The organism is Hyphomicrobium sp., from assembly GCF_041659645.1.
Classification (GTDB): domain Bacteria; phylum Pseudomonadota; class Alphaproteobacteria; order Rhizobiales; family Hyphomicrobiaceae; genus Hyphomicrobium_B.
In genome coordinates, this window is the sequence record NZ_JBAZXX010000001.1 from 1,001,604 (window position 1) to 1,017,146 (window position 15,543).

General features: G+C 59.7%; 15 protein-coding genes. 5 read left to right on the forward strand and 10 right to left on the reverse strand.

Features of this window, described 5'->3' with window-relative positions; translation table 11 throughout:
* The first annotated feature begins 115 nt into the window (after positions 1–115).
* Complete coding sequence (locus tag WC811_RS04645) at positions 116–799, forward strand: GNAT family N-acetyltransferase (protein ID WP_372641461.1); 684 nt, start codon at positions 116–118, stop codon at positions 797–799.
* 44 nt (positions 800–843) lie between these two features.
* Here WC811_RS04645 and WC811_RS04650 read toward each other — a convergent pair whose 3' ends face one another.
* The 4 genes from WC811_RS04650 to WC811_RS04665 all read right to left on the reverse strand — a co-directional run bounded on the left by WC811_RS04650 (position 844) and on the right by WC811_RS04665 (position 3,809).
* On the reverse strand, positions 844–1,263 hold the full coding sequence (locus tag WC811_RS04650) for an HIT family protein (RefSeq protein WP_372641463.1): 420 nt from the start codon (positions 1,261–1,263) through the stop codon (positions 844–846).
* 45 nt (positions 1,264–1,308) lie between these two features.
* Positions 1,309–2,481, reverse strand: a complete 1,173-nt coding sequence (locus WC811_RS04655) for a GNAT family N-acetyltransferase (RefSeq protein WP_372641465.1) — start codon at positions 2,479–2,481, stop codon at positions 1,309–1,311.
* A gap of 112 nt (positions 2,482–2,593) precedes the next feature.
* Positions 2,594–3,343 carry a glycerophosphodiester phosphodiesterase family protein gene (locus tag WC811_RS04660; protein WP_372641467.1) on the reverse strand — a complete coding sequence of 250 codons (750 nt, stop codon included), beginning with the start codon at positions 3,341–3,343 and terminating at the stop codon, positions 2,594–2,596.
* A 4-nt stretch (positions 3,344–3,347) separates the two neighbouring features.
* Positions 3,348–3,809, reverse strand: coding sequence for a RidA family protein (locus tag WC811_RS04665; RefSeq protein WP_372641469.1), 462 nt, complete (start codon positions 3,807–3,809; stop codon positions 3,348–3,350).
* 129 nt (positions 3,810–3,938) lie between these two features.
* Between WC811_RS04665 and WC811_RS04670 the strand changes: the two genes are divergently transcribed.
* On the forward strand, positions 3,939–4,811 hold the full coding sequence (locus tag WC811_RS04670) for a cell envelope integrity EipB family protein (RefSeq protein ID WP_372641471.1): 873 nt from the start codon (positions 3,939–3,941) through the stop codon (positions 4,809–4,811).
* Positions 4,812–4,815: 4 nt separating this feature from the next.
* On the opposite strand, the gene WC811_RS04675 is transcribed toward WC811_RS04670, so the two are convergent.
* Positions 4,816–5,109, reverse strand: coding sequence for a DUF3572 domain-containing protein (locus WC811_RS04675; protein ID WP_372641473.1), 294 nt, complete (start codon positions 5,107–5,109; stop codon positions 4,816–4,818).
* 121 nt (positions 5,110–5,230) lie between these two features.
* Between WC811_RS04675 and WC811_RS04680 the strand changes: the two genes are divergently transcribed.
* Complete coding sequence (locus WC811_RS04680) at positions 5,231–5,665, forward strand: response regulator (protein ID WP_372641474.1); 435 nt, start codon at positions 5,231–5,233, stop codon at positions 5,663–5,665.
* A gap of 23 nt (positions 5,666–5,688) precedes the next feature.
* Positions 5,689–7,059 (forward strand): PleD family two-component system response regulator, encoded by a 1,371-nt coding sequence (locus WC811_RS04685; RefSeq protein WP_372641476.1) that lies wholly within the window; start codon positions 5,689–5,691, stop codon positions 7,057–7,059.
* Between the two features lie 573 nt (positions 7,060–7,632).
* On the opposite strand, the gene rpmG is transcribed toward WC811_RS04685, so the two are convergent.
* The 5 genes from rpmG to topA all read right to left on the reverse strand — a co-directional run bounded on the left by rpmG (position 7,633) and on the right by topA (position 14,196).
* Positions 7,633–7,800, reverse strand: a complete 168-nt coding sequence (gene rpmG, locus WC811_RS04690; RefSeq protein WP_045836778.1) for a 50S ribosomal protein L33 — start codon at positions 7,798–7,800, stop codon at positions 7,633–7,635.
* Positions 7,801–7,875: 75 nt separating this feature from the next.
* Positions 7,876–8,589, reverse strand: a complete 714-nt coding sequence (locus WC811_RS04695; protein ID WP_372641478.1) for an NUDIX hydrolase — start codon at positions 8,587–8,589, stop codon at positions 7,876–7,878.
* Positions 8,586–9,101: a DUF983 domain-containing protein gene (locus tag WC811_RS04700; RefSeq protein ID WP_372641480.1), complete on the reverse strand. Its 516-nt coding sequence runs from the start codon at positions 9,099–9,101 to the stop codon at positions 8,586–8,588. The genes WC811_RS04695 and WC811_RS04700 overlap by 4 nt, the downstream gene beginning before the upstream one ends.
* 23 nt (positions 9,102–9,124) lie before the next feature.
* The gene (gene rnr, locus WC811_RS04705) at positions 9,125–11,401 is read right to left on the reverse strand and encodes a ribonuclease R (RefSeq protein ID WP_372641482.1); all 2,277 of its coding nucleotides are present in this window, start codon (positions 11,399–11,401) and stop codon (positions 9,125–9,127) included.
* Positions 11,402–11,424: 23 nt separating this feature from the next.
* A complete protein-coding gene (gene topA, locus WC811_RS04710; RefSeq protein WP_372641484.1) occupies positions 11,425–14,196 on the reverse strand; it encodes a type I DNA topoisomerase in 2,772 nt (923 codons plus the stop codon).
* Between the two features lie 223 nt (positions 14,197–14,419).
* Between topA and WC811_RS04715 the strand changes: the two genes are divergently transcribed.
* Positions 14,420–15,337 carry a hypothetical protein gene (locus WC811_RS04715; protein ID WP_372641486.1) on the forward strand — a complete coding sequence of 306 codons (918 nt, stop codon included), beginning with the start codon at positions 14,420–14,422 and terminating at the stop codon, positions 15,335–15,337.
* The last annotated feature ends 206 nt before the right edge of the window (positions 15,338–15,543 follow it).

A 15,543-nucleotide genomic window follows, 5' to 3' on the forward strand; every position in this document is an offset into this window, starting at 1 on the left:
GTGGCGTTCGCCGCAGGCTATGGCTTCCGAGCGGTCGAAACCCTGCTATTGACTGCTCGAACAGAAATAGACGATCCGTCCATCTGTAAAAATTCGACAGAGGCCCGATGGGCGCATGAGCCGTGATCTCTCCCACTGGACGCCCCGCCCGCGCCCTTCGCGCGTTGTCATCGATGGCCGTTACACGCGTCTGGAGCCGCTAGATCCGGTACGGCACGGCGATGCGTTGTTTGAACAATCCGCCGCGCTCGGGGCTGATGAGCGTTTCCGCTATCTTTTTGAGGGCCCGCCTGCGACGCGTGCCGACTTGCAGCCATGGCTCGAGACGATGTCTCGGAGCCAGGACCCGATGTTCTGGGCTGTGGTCGATAAGAGCAGCGGCCGCGCCGTGGGCCGCCAAGCGTTTATGCGCATCGAACCGGCGCACGGCGTCATCGAGATCGGATCGATCCTTTGGGGGCCGGCGATTGCACGCACGCGCATAGCGACCGAAGCGCTCTACCTCTTCGCCGAGCACGCTTTCGAAACTCTCGGCTATCGCCGTTTCGAATGGAAATGTCACAACGATAACGAGCCGTCCAAGCGCGCCGCGCGCCGTTTTGGTTTCACCTATGAAGGTCTGTTCCGCCAGCACATGGTGAGCAAAGGAGCCAACCGCGACACCGCCTGGTTCTCGATGCTCGACGAGGAATGGCCGGCACTCAAGGCGGTTTACGAGTCGTGGCTGATGCCTGAAAACTTCGATGAGGCAGGGCGGCAGAGGACGCGATTGACGGTTGCCGCTGCTGGGCTTGGCTAAGAGCGCAAACCGGCCCGACGAGAAATTCGGGCCTGTGCCGGATATCAGGCGAGTGCGGCCTTGAGCTTCTCGGCATTGGCTGCGAGCACGGCCGCGTCTTCCATTTTCCGCGCGTGAATTTGCAGCGGCTGGCCATCGTAGCGTGGCATGACGTGGAAATGCAGATGGAAGACGGTTTGGCCACCTGCCGCCTCGTTGAACTGCGCGATGCTGATACCGTCGGCGTTGAAGGCCGACTTGGCTGCGACGGCGACTTTCTGGACCAGGGGAATGATCTTGGCCAGAACTGCCGGGTCGGCATCGAGGAGGTTGCGCGACGGTGCTTTCGGCACGATCAGCGCATGGCCGTTCGTCTGGGGCATCACATCCATGAAGACGATGGCGTCGGCATCTTCGTAGACCTTGTGGCAGGGGATCTCGCCGCGCAGGATTTTCGCGAAGATGTTCGAGGTATCATACGACATTGGCGGAGTCCCCGTGGGCTGCGCCTTCTCCAATGGGAGAAGGAATTAGGCCTCGTCTTTGCGATAGGGGCCCATTTCGGTCAAGTCGGCATTCAGTTGGGCGACCGCGTCACGCTCCTGCATAAGGAAGCGCTCAACGGCCCGGCGCAATGACATGTCGGCGATCCAATGGGCGGAATAGGTTTCGACGGGCAGGTAGCCGCGCGCAAGTTTATGCTCGCCCTGGGCGCCAGCTTCGACGCGCGGTAGCTTGTTGGCGATGGCGTAATCGATGGCCTGATAATAGCAGAGTTCGAAATGCAAGGCGGGGTGGTGCTCGACCGCGCCCCAATAGCGGCCGAATAGGCAGTCGCCGCCGATCAAGTTCAGTGCTCCGGCAATATATTGACCGTCTCGTTTGGCCAGGACGAGAAGACAGCGCTCGGGCATCGTTTCGCCGAGCAGCGAAAAGAACGTGCGATTGAGGTAGGGGCGTCCCCACTTGCGGTTGCCGGTGTCGGTATAGAACGCGAACATCGCATCCCAATGGTCTTCGGTGATGTCTTTTCCGGAGATCTGTTCGATTTCCATGCCGGGAGTCAAAGCGGCTTGGCGTTCTTTCTTCACGGCCTTGCGTTTGCGCGACGCTAACGTCCCGAGGAAATCGTCGAACGTCGCGTAACCCTGGTTCTGCCAATGGAACTGCTGGCCAACGCGCACGAGGAAGCCGAGGGCCTTCAGGCGAGCGGCCACTTCGGAATCGAGAAACGTCAGATGCACCGACGAAAGACCGCCCTGACGCACGACCTCGATGGCGGCTGCAGCCAAGAGCTGTTCGTCGTTACAGGCATTGTCTCCGGGTTTTACGAGAAGGCGAGGGCCGGGGACAGGCGTGAAGGGGACTGCGATCTGGAGCTTGGGATAATATTGCCCACCTGCGCGCTCGTAGGCGTCGGCCCAGCCGTGGTCGAACACGTATTCGCCTTGGCTGTGCGATTTGACGTATGCGGGGGCGGCCGCAGACATGTTTCCGGCTTCGTCGTTGATGACGAGGTGGCGCGGCAGCCATCCCGTCTGGCGGCCGACGGTGCGGGAGTCTTCGAGCGCTTTCAGGAAGGCATGGCTGACGAACGGATTGTACGTCGCGGCGTCGGGGTTGGCGCATGCATCCCATTGCGCGGCGTCGAGCGTCGCGAGCGAGGGTACGAGATTGACGGCGGTATCTGAAAATATCGGCATCTGGATCGTTGTCGCGCGGGCGCAAAGTCTATGCAACGTCTTGATATAGGATCAAAGCGATCCCAGAGCAGGGCGGTCCCTCGCCTGGGGGCGCGATGTCGCGGCCGCCGCGTTACGGTCTGAAGCCTTCGAAGATCATGGCGTCGGCCCATGTTTCGGCGATGCGGCGCTGTTTCGCCGTTCGCACGGTCCAGGTAAAGACGGGGAGGCCTGAGGTCCGACGGACGAATTCCGTGACGGGCGTCGGCAGAGCATCGACCTCGTAAGCGTAGAAATCCGGAGCCGCTGGGCCGGATTCGAGCAGATCGCGCAAAGCATCGGAGCGGGCTTTTCCGATCTTACGCGGCCACCATCCCGCACCCGCGTAGCTTCCGGAAATGATCCCTCTGAGAATCTCGGGAGCGGCCGTTCTTATGGCGGCCATGACAGCAGGGTCGAACGACATCAACGCGACCGGCCCCGGATATTTCGAAACTTGCGATGCGACGCTGGCGATGAAATTCTTTTCGGGCGGTTGCCATTCGCTTTTGATCTCGATGAGAAGAGGCACTTGGCCCGCGACGAGATCGAGGAGCGCGGCAAGTGTCAGGATCGGCGTTTCCCCGTCGCGATAGCGCAGCGTCTTGAGATCGCTTTCCTTGAGGTCGGCAATGGCGCCACGCGCGGCAACAAGCCGTTGCAAGGTTTCATCGTGGAAAACGATCGGGACGCCGCGCTTGATCGGCCTAATATCGCATTCGATGCCGTAGCCTCCCGCGATCGCGGCCTCGAATGCCGGGCCTGTATTCTCAATGATCCCGCGCTTGGCGTCGTGCAATCCACGGTGTGCAAACGGCCGGAAGAAATCGGCTGGGCCGGACATGGCGTCAGCGGATTTTGAAGATCGCGTCGATTTCGACGCAGGCGTTCAACGGCAAGCTCGCGACGCCGACGGCCGACCTCGTGTGACGGCCGGCATCGCCGAGGACGGATACGAGCAGATCCGACGCGCCGTTGATGACTTTCGGCTGATCGGTGAAGTCAGGTGTCGATGCGACGAAGCCGGTCAACCGCAAGACCTGAGCAACGCGGTTCAGATCGCCGAGCGCGGCTTTGGCCTGCGCCAGCAAATTGAGCGCGCAATGTCGGGCGGCTTCCTGGCCCTGCTCAACGGAAAGGGCGCCGCCAAGCGTTCCAATCAGCACGCGGCCGGTGCCGTCCTTGGAGATCTGGCCCGATATGAAGAGTTGATCGCCAGAGAGAAGAAAGGGCACGTAATTGGCGACGGGTTGCGGGGCTTCCGGCAGTTTCAGGCCCAATTCAGTGAGCCGCTCGTCGATGGAGGTCATTGAAAGATTACTCGATGTTTAGGTTGTCCGGCAGTTTGTGGCCGCCGCACGGCCTCTTTGCAATGCTTTATCTGGCAACTAGAGTGCTGTAGCTATAAACTACTCCGACCTGAGAGCGAGCTAAGTCCGATGATCCCGCGTTTTGGCTACGCATTGGTAGCGATCTTTGCCCTCGCCTCCGAAATGGCGAGCCATTCGGCAATGGCCGCCGACCTTACGCCATTCGCTCCTCATCGCGCCGTTTATGACCTGTCGTTGGGCGACGCGTCGGCGGGCTCCGGCGTCACCGGCGTCTCGGGGCGGATGGTCTATGAACTCAAAGGTTCGTCGTGCGATGGGTATACGCAGAATATGCGCTTCGTCACCGTGATGACGAACCAGGACGGCGCCGAGACGGTAAGCGATCTTAGAAATTCGAGCTGGGAAGAGGCCGACGCCAAGAAGCTCCGATTTTCCTCCACGCAGTATCAGAATGACGAGCTTGCGGATTCGAGCCAGGGCGATGCGCTGAGGACGAAGGGCGGGACACCGGTTGTCGGCGTCGATCTCGTGAAGCCAGCCAAGAAGCGTGTCTCTCTGCCGACCGACATCTATTTCCCGATGCAGCACGCTTCGACTTTAGTCCAGGCCGCCAAGAGCGGGGTCAAGATGTTTGCGGCCAATCTCTACGACGGCTCGGAGAAGGGTGAGAAATATTATCTGACCAATACGATCATCGGCAAAAAGTTCGGGACCGGGGCGCCGGCGTCTGCCGGTACGTTCAAGGGCGCAGACCGGCTGGCGGCGGTTGAGTCCTGGCCGATGGCGATCAGTTATTTCGATGCCGGTAAGGATCGTGAAGATCAGACGCCGGCCTATGAATTGTCGTTCCGCTATTTCGAGGACGGCGTGACGAGTGACCTCAAGATCGACTACGGCGAGTTCTCGATCAAAGGCACGCTCAAAGAGCTGACGTTCCTTGATCCGGGCAAATGCCCAGCGGCGGACAAGACTTCGCGCTGATCGGTTAAAACTCCGTCGGCCCTGCGAGGAGCCGGTGAGCCGGTGCGATGGTGGCGGGATCGATCCCGGCTTCCTGGCAGAAGGCCAGAAGAAGACCTTCATCAGACAAAAGGTAATCTAGCGTCGCGAGCTGCAGCTCGCGAGAGGAGGCGACGGTTCGGAGGTCGTCGGGTGTGCTTCCGGTGAGGGCCAGGAACCGCGAAATCTGCTTTGGGTCGGCCAATACGAAAGCTAGCACCTGCAACGCGAGTGCTTCCGCCCGATCTTCGGTGAGGCGCTGTGTTTTCGGTCGGAACATATTGGTTACCTAATCATCGATGTGTCTTTAACTGTTGGTTACCGCTTTCGAGGGCAAAGTCGAGCGCCGGTTCTGGCCAGAATCGGTGCACAACGGCCGCAATGGAGAGTGGGCGGTTGCTATGACGTATCAAGAAACCAGAGCGAACGTCGAGCGCCGTGTGCCGGAGTCGCGGCTTGGTACGCGGTCCGTCCTGATCGTCGAAGACAACGAGCTCAACATGAAGCTCTTCAACGATCTGCTCGTTGCGCATGGTTACAAAACCATTCAGACGCGGAATGGCTTCGAGGCACTCGATCTTGCACGCCGTCATCGCCCCGATCTCATCCTGATGGACATCCAGCTACCGGAAGTTTCGGGGCTTGAGGTGACGCGATGGCTGAAGGACGACGATGCGCTTTGTCAGATTCCGATTGTTGCGGTTACGGCCTTCGCAATGAAGGGCGATGAAGAGAGAATTCGGTCTGGCGGTTGCGAGGCGTATATCTCAAAGCCGATTTCAGTTTCCTCGTTTCTTGAAACAGTTCGGAAGTTTATCGGGTCTTCGAGGCCATAGTTTCCTTTGCAGATTTTTGATCCATGACCGCCCGCGTCCTTATCGTCGATGACATTCTCGCGAACGTGAAGCTTCTCGAAGCGAGGCTTCAGGCCGAATATTTCGATGTTCTGACGGCGAACAACGGACAACAGGCACTCGACGTTCTTGCGCGCGAGAGCGTCGACGTCGTGCTTCTCGATGTCATGATGCCGGGCATGGACGGATTTGAAACCTGCCGCCGCATCAAAGGCAGCCACGACACTCATCACATTCCCGTCGTCATGGTTACGGCGCTCGATCAGCCTGCCGACAAGGTGCTCGGTCTAGAAAGCGGCGCCGACGATTTTTTGACGAAGCCCGTCGATGACATCGCGCTCGTGACGCGCGTGAAGAATCTCGCGCGTCTCAAGATGCTGAACGACGAGATGATAATGCGCGCGTCGACAGGCAAGGAAATGGGCATTCCCGACGACGGATCGCTGGCGCGCGCGCTTTCGGCCCGGTCGGGACGCGTTTTGCTGGTCGACGATCATCCGCGTTCGGCGGCGCGGTTGCTTGAAGTGCTGTCGCGCGCCAACGATGCTCAGCTGGAGCCGGATTGTCAAACTGCGCTGGTTCGGATCGCAGAAAACAATTTCGATCTCCTGATCGTCAGCCTTTCGATGCAGGGCGCGGACGGCTTGCGGCTTTGCTCGCAGGTGCGTTCCCTGGAGCGGACGCGGCACCTTCCGGTCATTATGCTGGTCGAGCCGGGCGATGAAGCACGCTTGCTTCGCGGTCTTGACATGGGCGTTAACGACTACCTGATGCGGCCGATCGATCAGCATGAGCTGCTCGCGCGTGTCAAAACGCAGATCCGGCGCAAGCGGCATTCCGATTTTCTCCGGCATCGCTTGGCCGAGACCGTGGAGCTGTCGATTACGGATTCCCTCACCGGGCTTCATAATCGGCGCTACATGGAAGGGCATTTGAGGACGCTTGTTTCGGAAGCGATACGGACGGGACGAAGCTTGTCGATGCTCGTCGCGGATATCGATCATTTCAAGAACGTGAACGATACCTACGGCCATGATGTCGGCGATGCCGTCCTCAAGGAATTTTCCGTTCGGCTTAAGCGGAACACGCGCGGCGTCGATCTTGCCTGCCGGCTCGGCGGCGAAGAGTTCGTGATCATCATGCCGGACACCGATCTCGCACATGCGTATCAGGTGGGGGAGCGGTTGCGCGCTTGCGTGGCGTCCGACGAGTTCATGATCGGCGACGGGCGGAATATCCGCATGACGGCGAGCGTCGGAATCGGAACGCTGGAGACGCCTGACGACACGCCTGCGATCATGTTCAAGCGCGCCGATAACGCCCTCTACACCGCTAAGCGACGAGGGCGAAATCGTGTCGTCTCCGACGCGGCGTAAATGCTACTTTAGTTGAAACCGGCGTTGCTTTCGGGCAATTTACACAGCGGTGGACGCGCGCCGGTTCGATGCTGTTCCGCAAATATTCAATTTTTTCTTTGGCTTAGGGAAAATCTTGATATGCGAGCGCTTGCGTGAATCGTAGCGCCAGTGACACAGTAAAGCAGTTGTTGCTTTCTGGATCGTATTCTGGCACCAATCTACGCGTCATTGTGGGGATAAACAGGAATTTTGCGAACTCGACGCTGATCTCGCGGGCCTTAGCTGTGAGACGGCGATCTTGAAATCCCGCGCTATCGGGCCCGCCGCATAGCCTGGTAGAGTGGGTATGATCGAACCAAGCGACCACACGAGTGGCCTCCTCGAACGGTTGCGGAGGATCGATCGCGAAGCTGGGTGAGGAACAACGCCCTCTTTGAACCTCGCCCGGTCGTGGCCAGGGTTGTGAAGCTGTCTCGGAACGATTTACCCCGCTGCCGAGTTTGCTTTTAGCCCTGGCCACATTACTGACCCAGAGCCTCATCACAGCGATTGATTTGCGTCAGTTTTGGCCAAAAAAGGCCGAACGAACTCTTACTTAATCTTTGTTTCTTTGAATTCGACGTGCTTGCGCACGACCGGATCGTACTTCTTGAAAACAAGCTTTTCAGTCGACGTGCGCGGATTCTTCTTCGTGACATAGAAGAAGCCGGTTCCGGCAGACGACAACAATTTGATTTTCTGCGTAACTGGCTTCGCCATGGATCGTGGCCTTAACTAAAAAATGCCAAGAAGCTTGGCGAGGGAGCGCGCAACATACGCGCCAACTTTGCCGTGTCAAGGCGTCGGAGGTGCGACTTTACACGATATTAGGTCCCGGCGAAAGGTTGAGCCGTCGGAATAATAGAATGGCAGTGGCTCGACCGTATCTCCGAAGTCACGGGTGGCTCTAAAGACGGAGGCGACGTCATCGAGAACGAGCCTCGTGATGTTGGGCAGATCGAGTTTTCCAGCTTTCGGTAGAGTGAACCAGCCGATATCGAGCAGCTCGCCATCCGTGGCCGCGGGAGGGGCGGACAGGGCGTTCGCGTTGGCGAGGAAGAACCACGTATCATAGCGGCGGACGCGCCCTGGCGGCGTGATCGCGCGCGCCAGCGGAATGAGATGCTTCGGAGCCGGTGCCTGTCCGGAGGCCGCGAATGTCTGCCATACGGGGCCGGGATCGGGCAGTGCGTTAGCGCTGCCGATAAGCAAGCCGGTTTCCTCGTAAAGCTCGCGAATGCCAGCGAGCGCAAAGGGCTTGATCGCACGGGCAAGATCGTTCGGCGAAAACGGTTCAGCGAAGCGATCGGCAAACTGCCGGTCCTCCTCCTCGACGCGGCCGCCGGGAAACACCCATTTGTTGGGCAGGAAGACCTGGTCTGCGTGACGCTTCCCCATAAGCAATTTGGGCTCGCTGCCGGAGATGTCAGCAACGAGAAGGCAAGTGGCGTCGCGGATCGGGACGTCGATCGTTGCGTCATCCCCTCGTCCCGCGGCCATCGCCGTCATGGTGTCAGGCTGCCGTCTCGGGGGGAGGAGGGCGGTAATGGTTCGGGCTCATCCATGCTTGGGTCGCCGAAACCGTGCATTCGCAGTGCCCATTGATACCCGATCAGCGCGCCCTTCACGCGCGGCAAGAGCCAGAGGCTCAAAATGACGAGCGCCGGCAGCCAGATCGCGAGTTGCACCCATGTGGGCGGAGAATAGAGCCGTTCCAGAATGAGGATACCGCCGACAACAACGTGGGCCGTGATGGTCATGACGAAGTAGGGCGGAGCGTCATCGGCGCGCTGATGAAAAAGTTCGGTACCGCAATCGGGGCAGAGGTCGTTGACCTTGAGATATTTGCCGTAGATCTGGCCGGTTCCGCAATGGGGGCAGCGTTCGCCCCAGCCACGCCGCAGCGCTTGCCAGCAATCGCGATCCGAGCCGTCGTCTTGCGGAAGAATATTGTCGACTGGGTTTGCCATGGGATCGTGATGGCGTCTCTTTGCCGCGAGGTCAAGTTCCGGCGAGGTCATGGCGGGCATCCTATTTTGCCGCCTCAGCGCCTCTGGCCGCGAAACTTTCCGTATTTTCTCTTCCCGGAATTGTCACGGTTCCTGGGAACGCCTGCGCCGAAATTGCCGCGCGACGGTTCCGTCAGCATCTCGAAGCGCAAGGCGCCTGCTGACGGTATGGCTTCGAGGAGGCGGACTTCGACGGTATCGCCCAAACGATAACCGGCGCCGGACCGGGCTCCGACAAGCGCGTGCGCGGCTTCGACGTGGTGGTAATAATCGTTGCCGAGACTTGAAATCGGGATGTAGCCGTCGGCGCCGGTATCCTTGAGCTTCACGAACAGCCCAGAGCGGGTCACGCCTGCGACGCGGGCGTGAAATGTGGTGCCGACGCGATCGGCGAGATGTGCCGCGATCAGGCGATCGGTGGTCTCGCGTTCGGCCGACATGGCGCGCCGTTCGGTATCGGAGATCGCCTTTGCGACGGTCGCGAGGCGCGGGATTTCCTCGTCCGTTAGTCCATCGGGACCAAGGTTCAGCGCGCGGATCAGCGCCCGATGCACGATAAGATCGGCGTAGCGCCGGATGGGTGACGTAAAGTGCGCATAGCGGACGAGATTCAAGCCGAAGTGCCCGATGTTCTTCGGATTGTATTCGGCCTGCGATTGCGAGCGCAGGATCACTTCGCTGATAAGATCCGGCACGGGCAGATCTTTTGCCTGCTCGAGAACGCGATTGAATGCTTCCGGCTTCAGCGCGCCGGCGTGCGGAATTTTCATGTCGAGCGTTTCGAGGAAGTCGCGAAGGCCTTTGAGTTTCTCGGGGCTCGGCTGATCGTGGATGCGATAGACGAGGGGAAGGCGCTTTTCCTCCAGCGTCTCGGCGGCGGCGACGTTCGCCTGGATCATGAATTCTTCGATGAGGCGATGCGCTTCGAGGCGTTCCGGCGTAACGACGCGCGCGACCCGGCCCTGGTCGTCGAGAACGATCCGGCGTTCGGGCAGATCGAGATCGAGCGGTCCGCGCTTGTTGCGCGCGGTGGCGACAGCGCGATAAGCGGCCCAAAGCGGCAGCAGCGCGCGCTCCATCAGCGGAGCACATTTCTCTGACGGGTTGCCGTCGATGGCCGCCTGGGCTTCCTGATACGAGAGCTTCGCCGCCGATTTCATCATGGCGCGCACGAACGCGTGGCTGCGCTTCTCGCCGTGTTTGTCGAACACCATACGCACGGCGAGGCAGGGGCGTTCTTCAAGTTCGCGCAACGAGCATAGGTCGTTCGATATTTTCTCGGGAAGCATCGGCACGACGCGGTCGGGGAAGTAGACCGAGTTGCCCCGGAGTTGCGCCTCGCGGTCGAGCTTCGATCCTGGACGGATGTACTGCGCCACATCTGCAATGGCGACAGTCACGACGAAGCCGCCGGAATTCTTGGCGTCCGGGTCGGGCGTGGCATGAACGGCATCGTCGTGGTCGCGGGCGTCGATCGGATCGATCGTCAAAAGCGGCAGGCTGCGAAGATCCGTGCGGCCATCCATCGTCGGGGGCGTCAGCGTTTCGCATTCCTGCAAGACGGATTCCGGAAAGTCTTCCGGAATGCCATGCGCGTGGATGGCGATGAGCGAGATTTTTCGCTGGTCGTCGGGATTGCCGAGGCTTTCGACGATCTCGGCGCGCGGCGTCGCGAAGCGGCCGCTGCGGACGAGTTGGAAGCGAACGAGATCGCCGTCGTCGGCTCCGCCCATGTCGCCGGGTAGGATCGACCAACTCTTCAATTCCTTGCGGTCGATCGGCTCGATTGTGCCGCCGCCGCGCTTCGATGCGCGAAAAATGCCGAGGAGACGGCGCTTCTCGCGCGGGAGTTTCTTGACCGGCGTCGCTTCGTAGGATGCGGCGCCGCTGCCGCGCGGCAGTTTCTGGAGGCGCGCGAGAATGTGGTCGCCGATGCCGTATTCGGCGTTACGTTCACCGCGAGCGGCGATGATTCGGACGAGGGGGCGCTTGCCGTCCGACTCCTCCCATTGCAAGGGCTTGGCGATGAGATCGCCGTCATCATCGCGGCCGGTGATTTCGAGCGGGGTAACGGGCGCCAGTTTGCCTTTTTCGCGCAAGTGTTTCTTGTCGCCCGCGAGCGAACCTTCTTCCGCCATTTCGGCGAGCACGCGCTTCAAAGCTATTTTCGCGCCGCCCGAAACTCCGAATGCGCGCGCGATTTCACGCTTTCCAGCCTTGCCGGGTGCGGAATTCAGGAACTCAAGGATTTGCTCCTTGCTCGGCAGACCACCGTTGGCGGGGGCTCGCGCCGGAATCGTCTTGCGGGCCACCTGTGCGCCTCGTCGGTTTGCGGTCAGGCCTTCGCCCTTGCGAGTTTCTTTGCTCCGGCGGGCGCCGAAGCGGATTTCTTGGCAGGCGGCTTCGCGGCCTTGGGCGCGGCCGGTTTCGACTCTGCCTTCGGAGCGGACTTAGCGGTCTTCGTCGCTTTCGTGGGCTTTGCGTCTTTGGTCGCTTTGGCTTTGGCGCCGCGCGCGGGTTTCCCCTTCTTACCACCGCCGTTGGCGATGCGTTCGGCGAGAAGCGCGACGGCCTCGTCCATTGTCAAAGACGTCGGATCCTTGGCGCGAGGAACGGTGGCGTTGACCTTGTTGTGTGTGACGTAGGGGCCGTAGCGGCCTTCGAGAACTTGCACCGGGCCGCCTTCGCTCGGGTGCGCGCCCAAATCCTTGACGACCTTCGGAGCGTTGCGCTGGAAGCGGCTTTTGCCGCCGCCCGCGCGCTTCTCGGCGATGAGCGTCACGGCGCGATTGAGCCCGACGGAGAAGACGTCTTCAAGGCTTTCGAGATTGACGTAGGTCTTCGCGCCGTCGTTCTCGTGAACGATGAAGGGTCCGAAGCGGCCGAGGCCAGCGGTGATCGCGCCGCCTTCCGTCGGATGCATGCCGACTTCGCGCGGCAGCGAGAGAAGCTGCATCGCTTTTTCGAAATCGAGAGTGGCGGCGTCGATGCCCTTCGGAATGCTCGAGCGCTTCGGCTTCTCGTCGCCCACGGCTTCGCCGAGCTGAATATAGGGCCCGAACCGGCCGGTGCGCAGCGTGACCGCGACACCGTCGTCGTTATATCCGAGCACCTTACCGTCGAGAGCGGCCGCATCACTGTCGGCGTTTTGCGTGAGTTGGCGCGTGTAGTTGCATTCGGGATAGTTTCCGCAGCCGATGAAGGCGCCGTACTTGCCCGAGATCTTGAGGCTCAAGCGGCCGGATCCGCACTTCGGGCAGAGGCGGGGATCGCTGCCGTCGCCCTTATCCGGGAAGACGTGCGGTCCGAGCATTTCGTTGAGCGCTTCGAGAACGTCGCCGACGCGGAGATCCTTGATCTCGCCGACTGCGGCCATGAAGTCGCGCCAGAAATCGCGTAGCACGACTTTATATTCAAGCTCGTTGTTCGAGATGAGATCGAGCTTTTCTTCCAGGTCGGCTGTGAAATCGTATTCGACGTAGCGCTTGAAGAAGCTTTCGAGGAAAGCGATGACAAGACGGCCTTTGTCCTCGGGGACGAGGCGCTTCTTGTCGATGCGGACGTAATCGCGGTCGACCAGCACCGCCATCGTCGAGGCGTAGGTCGACGGACGGCCGATACCGAGCTCTTCCATGCGCTTCACCAGCGTCGCTTCGGAGAAGCGCGGCGGCGGCTGCGTGAAATGCTGGTCGGCGTTGATTTCTTTGTCTTTGAGGTGATCACCGACGGCAAGCGGCGGCAGACGGCGATTGTCGTCGTCTTCGGACGTGTCGTCCTTGCCCTTCTCGATGGTGCGGACCCGGTCGTCGCGGCCTTCCTCGTAGACTTTGAGAAAACCGTCGAACATCAGGACCGAGCCATTGGCGCGGACACCATAAACTTTACCGTCGCTGCCTTTGACTTCAATTTCGGCGGTCGTCTGCTCGATATCGGCCGCCGCCATCTGGCTAGCGATGGCGCGCTTCCAGATCAGCTCGTAAAGAGCGGCCTGATCCTTTTGGAGGTGCTTGCGGACTTGGTCCGGCTTGCGGCGCGGATCAGTCGGGCGGATCGCTTCGTGCGCTTCCTGGGCGTTCTTGGCCTTGGTTTTGTACTCGCGCGCAAATGGTGTGTAGTTTCGGCCGAATTCGGCCGAGATCAGGTCGCGGATCTGGCTGACCGCTTCGGGAACGATCTGAACGCCGTCCGTTCGCATATATGTAATGAGGCCGACGGTCTCGCCGCCGATATCGACGCCTTCGTAAAGGCGCTGGGCGATCTGCATCGTCTGCTTGGCCGAAAAGCCGAGTTTGCGCGACGCATCCATCTGGAGCGTCGACGTCGTGAACGGCGCATACGGATTGCGCTTCGTCGCCTTCTTTTCAACAGAGGCAACGCGGAAATCCTGCCCGATCAAAGCCTTTCTGATCGCAGTGGCGGTCGCCTCGTCCTTGATGTCGAGCTTCTTCAGCGCGGTGCCGGCGATATTGACAAGGCGGGCGCGGACGTCCTCGCCCTTCGCCGTCGAGAGGAGGGCTTCGATCGTCCAGTATTCTTCGGTTTTGAACGCCTCGATTTCGGCTTCGCGGTCACAGACGAGCCGCAGGGCGACGGACTGAACGCGTCCAGCCGAGCGCGACCCGGGGAGCTTGCGCCACAGCACAGGGGAGAGCGTGAAACCAACGAGATAGTCTAGGGCACGGCGGGCGAGATAGGCGTCAACGAGGGGCTCGTCGATCTGGCGCGGTTCTTTCAGTGCGGCGAGGATCGACTGCTTGGTGATGGCGTTGAACGCTACGCGCTCAACCTCCGTTTCCTTCTTCAGCGCTTTCTTCTCGCGGAGGATCTGGAGGATGTGCCAGGAAATGGCCTCGCCTTCGCGATCAGGGTCGGTCGCGAGGATCAGCTTGTCGGCCTTTTTCAACGCCTCGGCGATTTCACGCATGATCTTCTGGGACTTCGGATCGACTTCCCAGTGCATCATGAAGTCGGAGTCGGGCTCGACGGAGCCATCCTTGGGCGGCAGGTCACGCACGTGTCCGTAGGACGCGATGACCTTGTAATTTGAACCCAAATATTTGTTGATCGTCTTGGCCTTAGCGGCGGATTCGACGATGACGACGTTCATTTGGCGATTTTGCTCCAGGCGCCGTTACACCCGCATTTGCTGCGGATCAGCGGTCCTCTATCTGGTGCCGCTCGGCGGGCCGGGAACATGGTTGATCGCCGCAGCGCTGTCAAATCCCAGGTTGCTTCAATCCTGGGTTGCCGTATTATTAATATTGCCACTTTTTAGGGAGTAGTATACGTTACGGCATATTATACTTCACGTACCAACGGGCAGGTGCTAGATGAATGCACCAGCCGCTTTCGTATGGGAAGCTAAGAGCTTCAGGCTGGTTAGCCTGGGGGAAATCATTGCCATGTACTCCTTGCCTGTTGGAGAACTCGTTCGTGCCGCAAACTGGATTGCTAGTTGGGCTCAAGCAATGCGCGCGCTTGGAACAGAAAATCCTACGGTAATCACAAACCCAGATTTCGGGCAGCTGCGCGATCACATCTCGCGCGTTCATTCCATAGCGAATGATATTGGCCTCAAAGGCATTGCGTCCGACGCGGATAACGTGCGCGTTCTGCTTGATCGAGGCGTCCCTAACGAGCACGGGGTATTGTTCTCAGCAATCAATCTGCAGAGGCTACACGCCTCTATGACAGCGCTTGGAAATCGAATGCCGACGGACCTTGAGGGGCCAACGGCGTTGATCGTATCGCCCAACAAGATCGAACTTTACGCGCAACCTGCACCGCTTTTCGGCGAAGACGTCGATCTCAAATTTAAGAAAAAGGCACGGTTCGAAATAGCCGAGGCTGGCAAATGCCTCGCGCTGGAACGCTGGACCGGCGCGGTTTGCCATCTCATGCGCACAGTTGAAGTCGGACTGGAGGCAATTCGGACTTGCTTAGGGTTGCCGACACCGACAAGAGGCCAGCATAAGGCGTGGGGGGCGGTCCTGAAGGTGATCAAAGATGAAATCGAAGCGCGGGAAAGTCTTATGCATCCACGGCAGTGGACCGATTTAGCCGATAAGAAATTTTTCGACCGCATCCACATGGCGCTTGTGTCCATTAAGGACGGCTGCCGAGACGACACCATGCACGTCGAAAGCGTTTACACGGAAGATGAGGCTATGCATTTATTCGCCTTGACCAAGGGCTTTATGCAGAAGGTGGCTTCCCGCCTCGACGAGCATGGAGTGCCCCTGGCTTAGAGGACGGTTTCTCGCGCGCGATTCGCAAAAATGCGCCTTCGAAATCTTCCTCTTTTGAACTTACGCCCGCTTCTTTAGCCGCCTGCCTGAAGCGCTTCGATTGTTCCGCTGGTGTTAGTTCTGGTTCTTTGCGTTTAGGCATCGTGTTGGCGTCTTTCTCGAAGGAATAGCTAGCGGATAACCACGAAGGATGGGGCCACAATGAT

Bases quoted from the DNA above. Each gene is read 5' to 3' on its own strand.
- WC811_RS04685 (WP_372641476.1), top strand. From the start codon at position 5,689: ATGACCGCCCGCGTCCTTATCGTCGATGACATTCTCGCGAACGTGAAG.
- WC811_RS04650 (WP_372641463.1), bottom strand. From the start codon at position 1,263: ATGTCGTATGATACCTCGAACATCTTCGCGAAAATCCTGCGCGGCGAG.
- rpmG (WP_045836778.1), bottom strand. From the start codon at position 7,800: ATGGCGAAGCCAGTTACGCAGAAAATCAAATTGTTGTCGTCTGCCGGA.
- WC811_RS04700 (WP_372641480.1), bottom strand. From the start codon at position 9,101: ATGACCTCGCCGGAACTTGACCTCGCGGCAAAGAGACGCCATCACGAT.
- WC811_RS04660 (WP_372641467.1), bottom strand. From the start codon at position 3,343: ATGTCCGGCCCAGCCGATTTCTTCCGGCCGTTTGCACACCGTGGATTG.
- WC811_RS04665 (WP_372641469.1), bottom strand. From the start codon at position 3,809: ATGACCTCCATCGACGAGCGGCTCACTGAATTGGGCCTGAAACTGCCG.
- WC811_RS04715 (WP_372641486.1), top strand. From the start codon at position 14,420: ATGAATGCACCAGCCGCTTTCGTATGGGAAGCTAAGAGCTTCAGGCTG.
- WC811_RS04695 (WP_372641478.1), bottom strand. From the start codon at position 8,589: ATGACGGCGATGGCCGCGGGACGAGGGGATGACGCAACGATCGACGTC.
- WC811_RS04670 (WP_372641471.1), top strand. From the start codon at position 3,939: ATGATCCCGCGTTTTGGCTACGCATTGGTAGCGATCTTTGCCCTCGCC.
- WC811_RS04655 (WP_372641465.1), bottom strand. From the start codon at position 2,481: ATGCCGATATTTTCAGATACCGCCGTCAATCTCGTACCCTCGCTCGCG.
- topA (WP_372641484.1), bottom strand. From the start codon at position 14,196: ATGAACGTCGTCATCGTCGAATCCGCCGCTAAGGCCAAGACGATCAAC.
- WC811_RS04675 (WP_372641473.1), bottom strand. From the start codon at position 5,109: ATGTTCCGACCGAAAACACAGCGCCTCACCGAAGATCGGGCGGAAGCA.
- WC811_RS04645 (WP_372641461.1), top strand. From the start codon at position 116: ATGAGCCGTGATCTCTCCCACTGGACGCCCCGCCCGCGCCCTTCGCGC.
- WC811_RS04680 (WP_372641474.1), top strand. From the start codon at position 5,231: ATGACGTATCAAGAAACCAGAGCGAACGTCGAGCGCCGTGTGCCGGAG.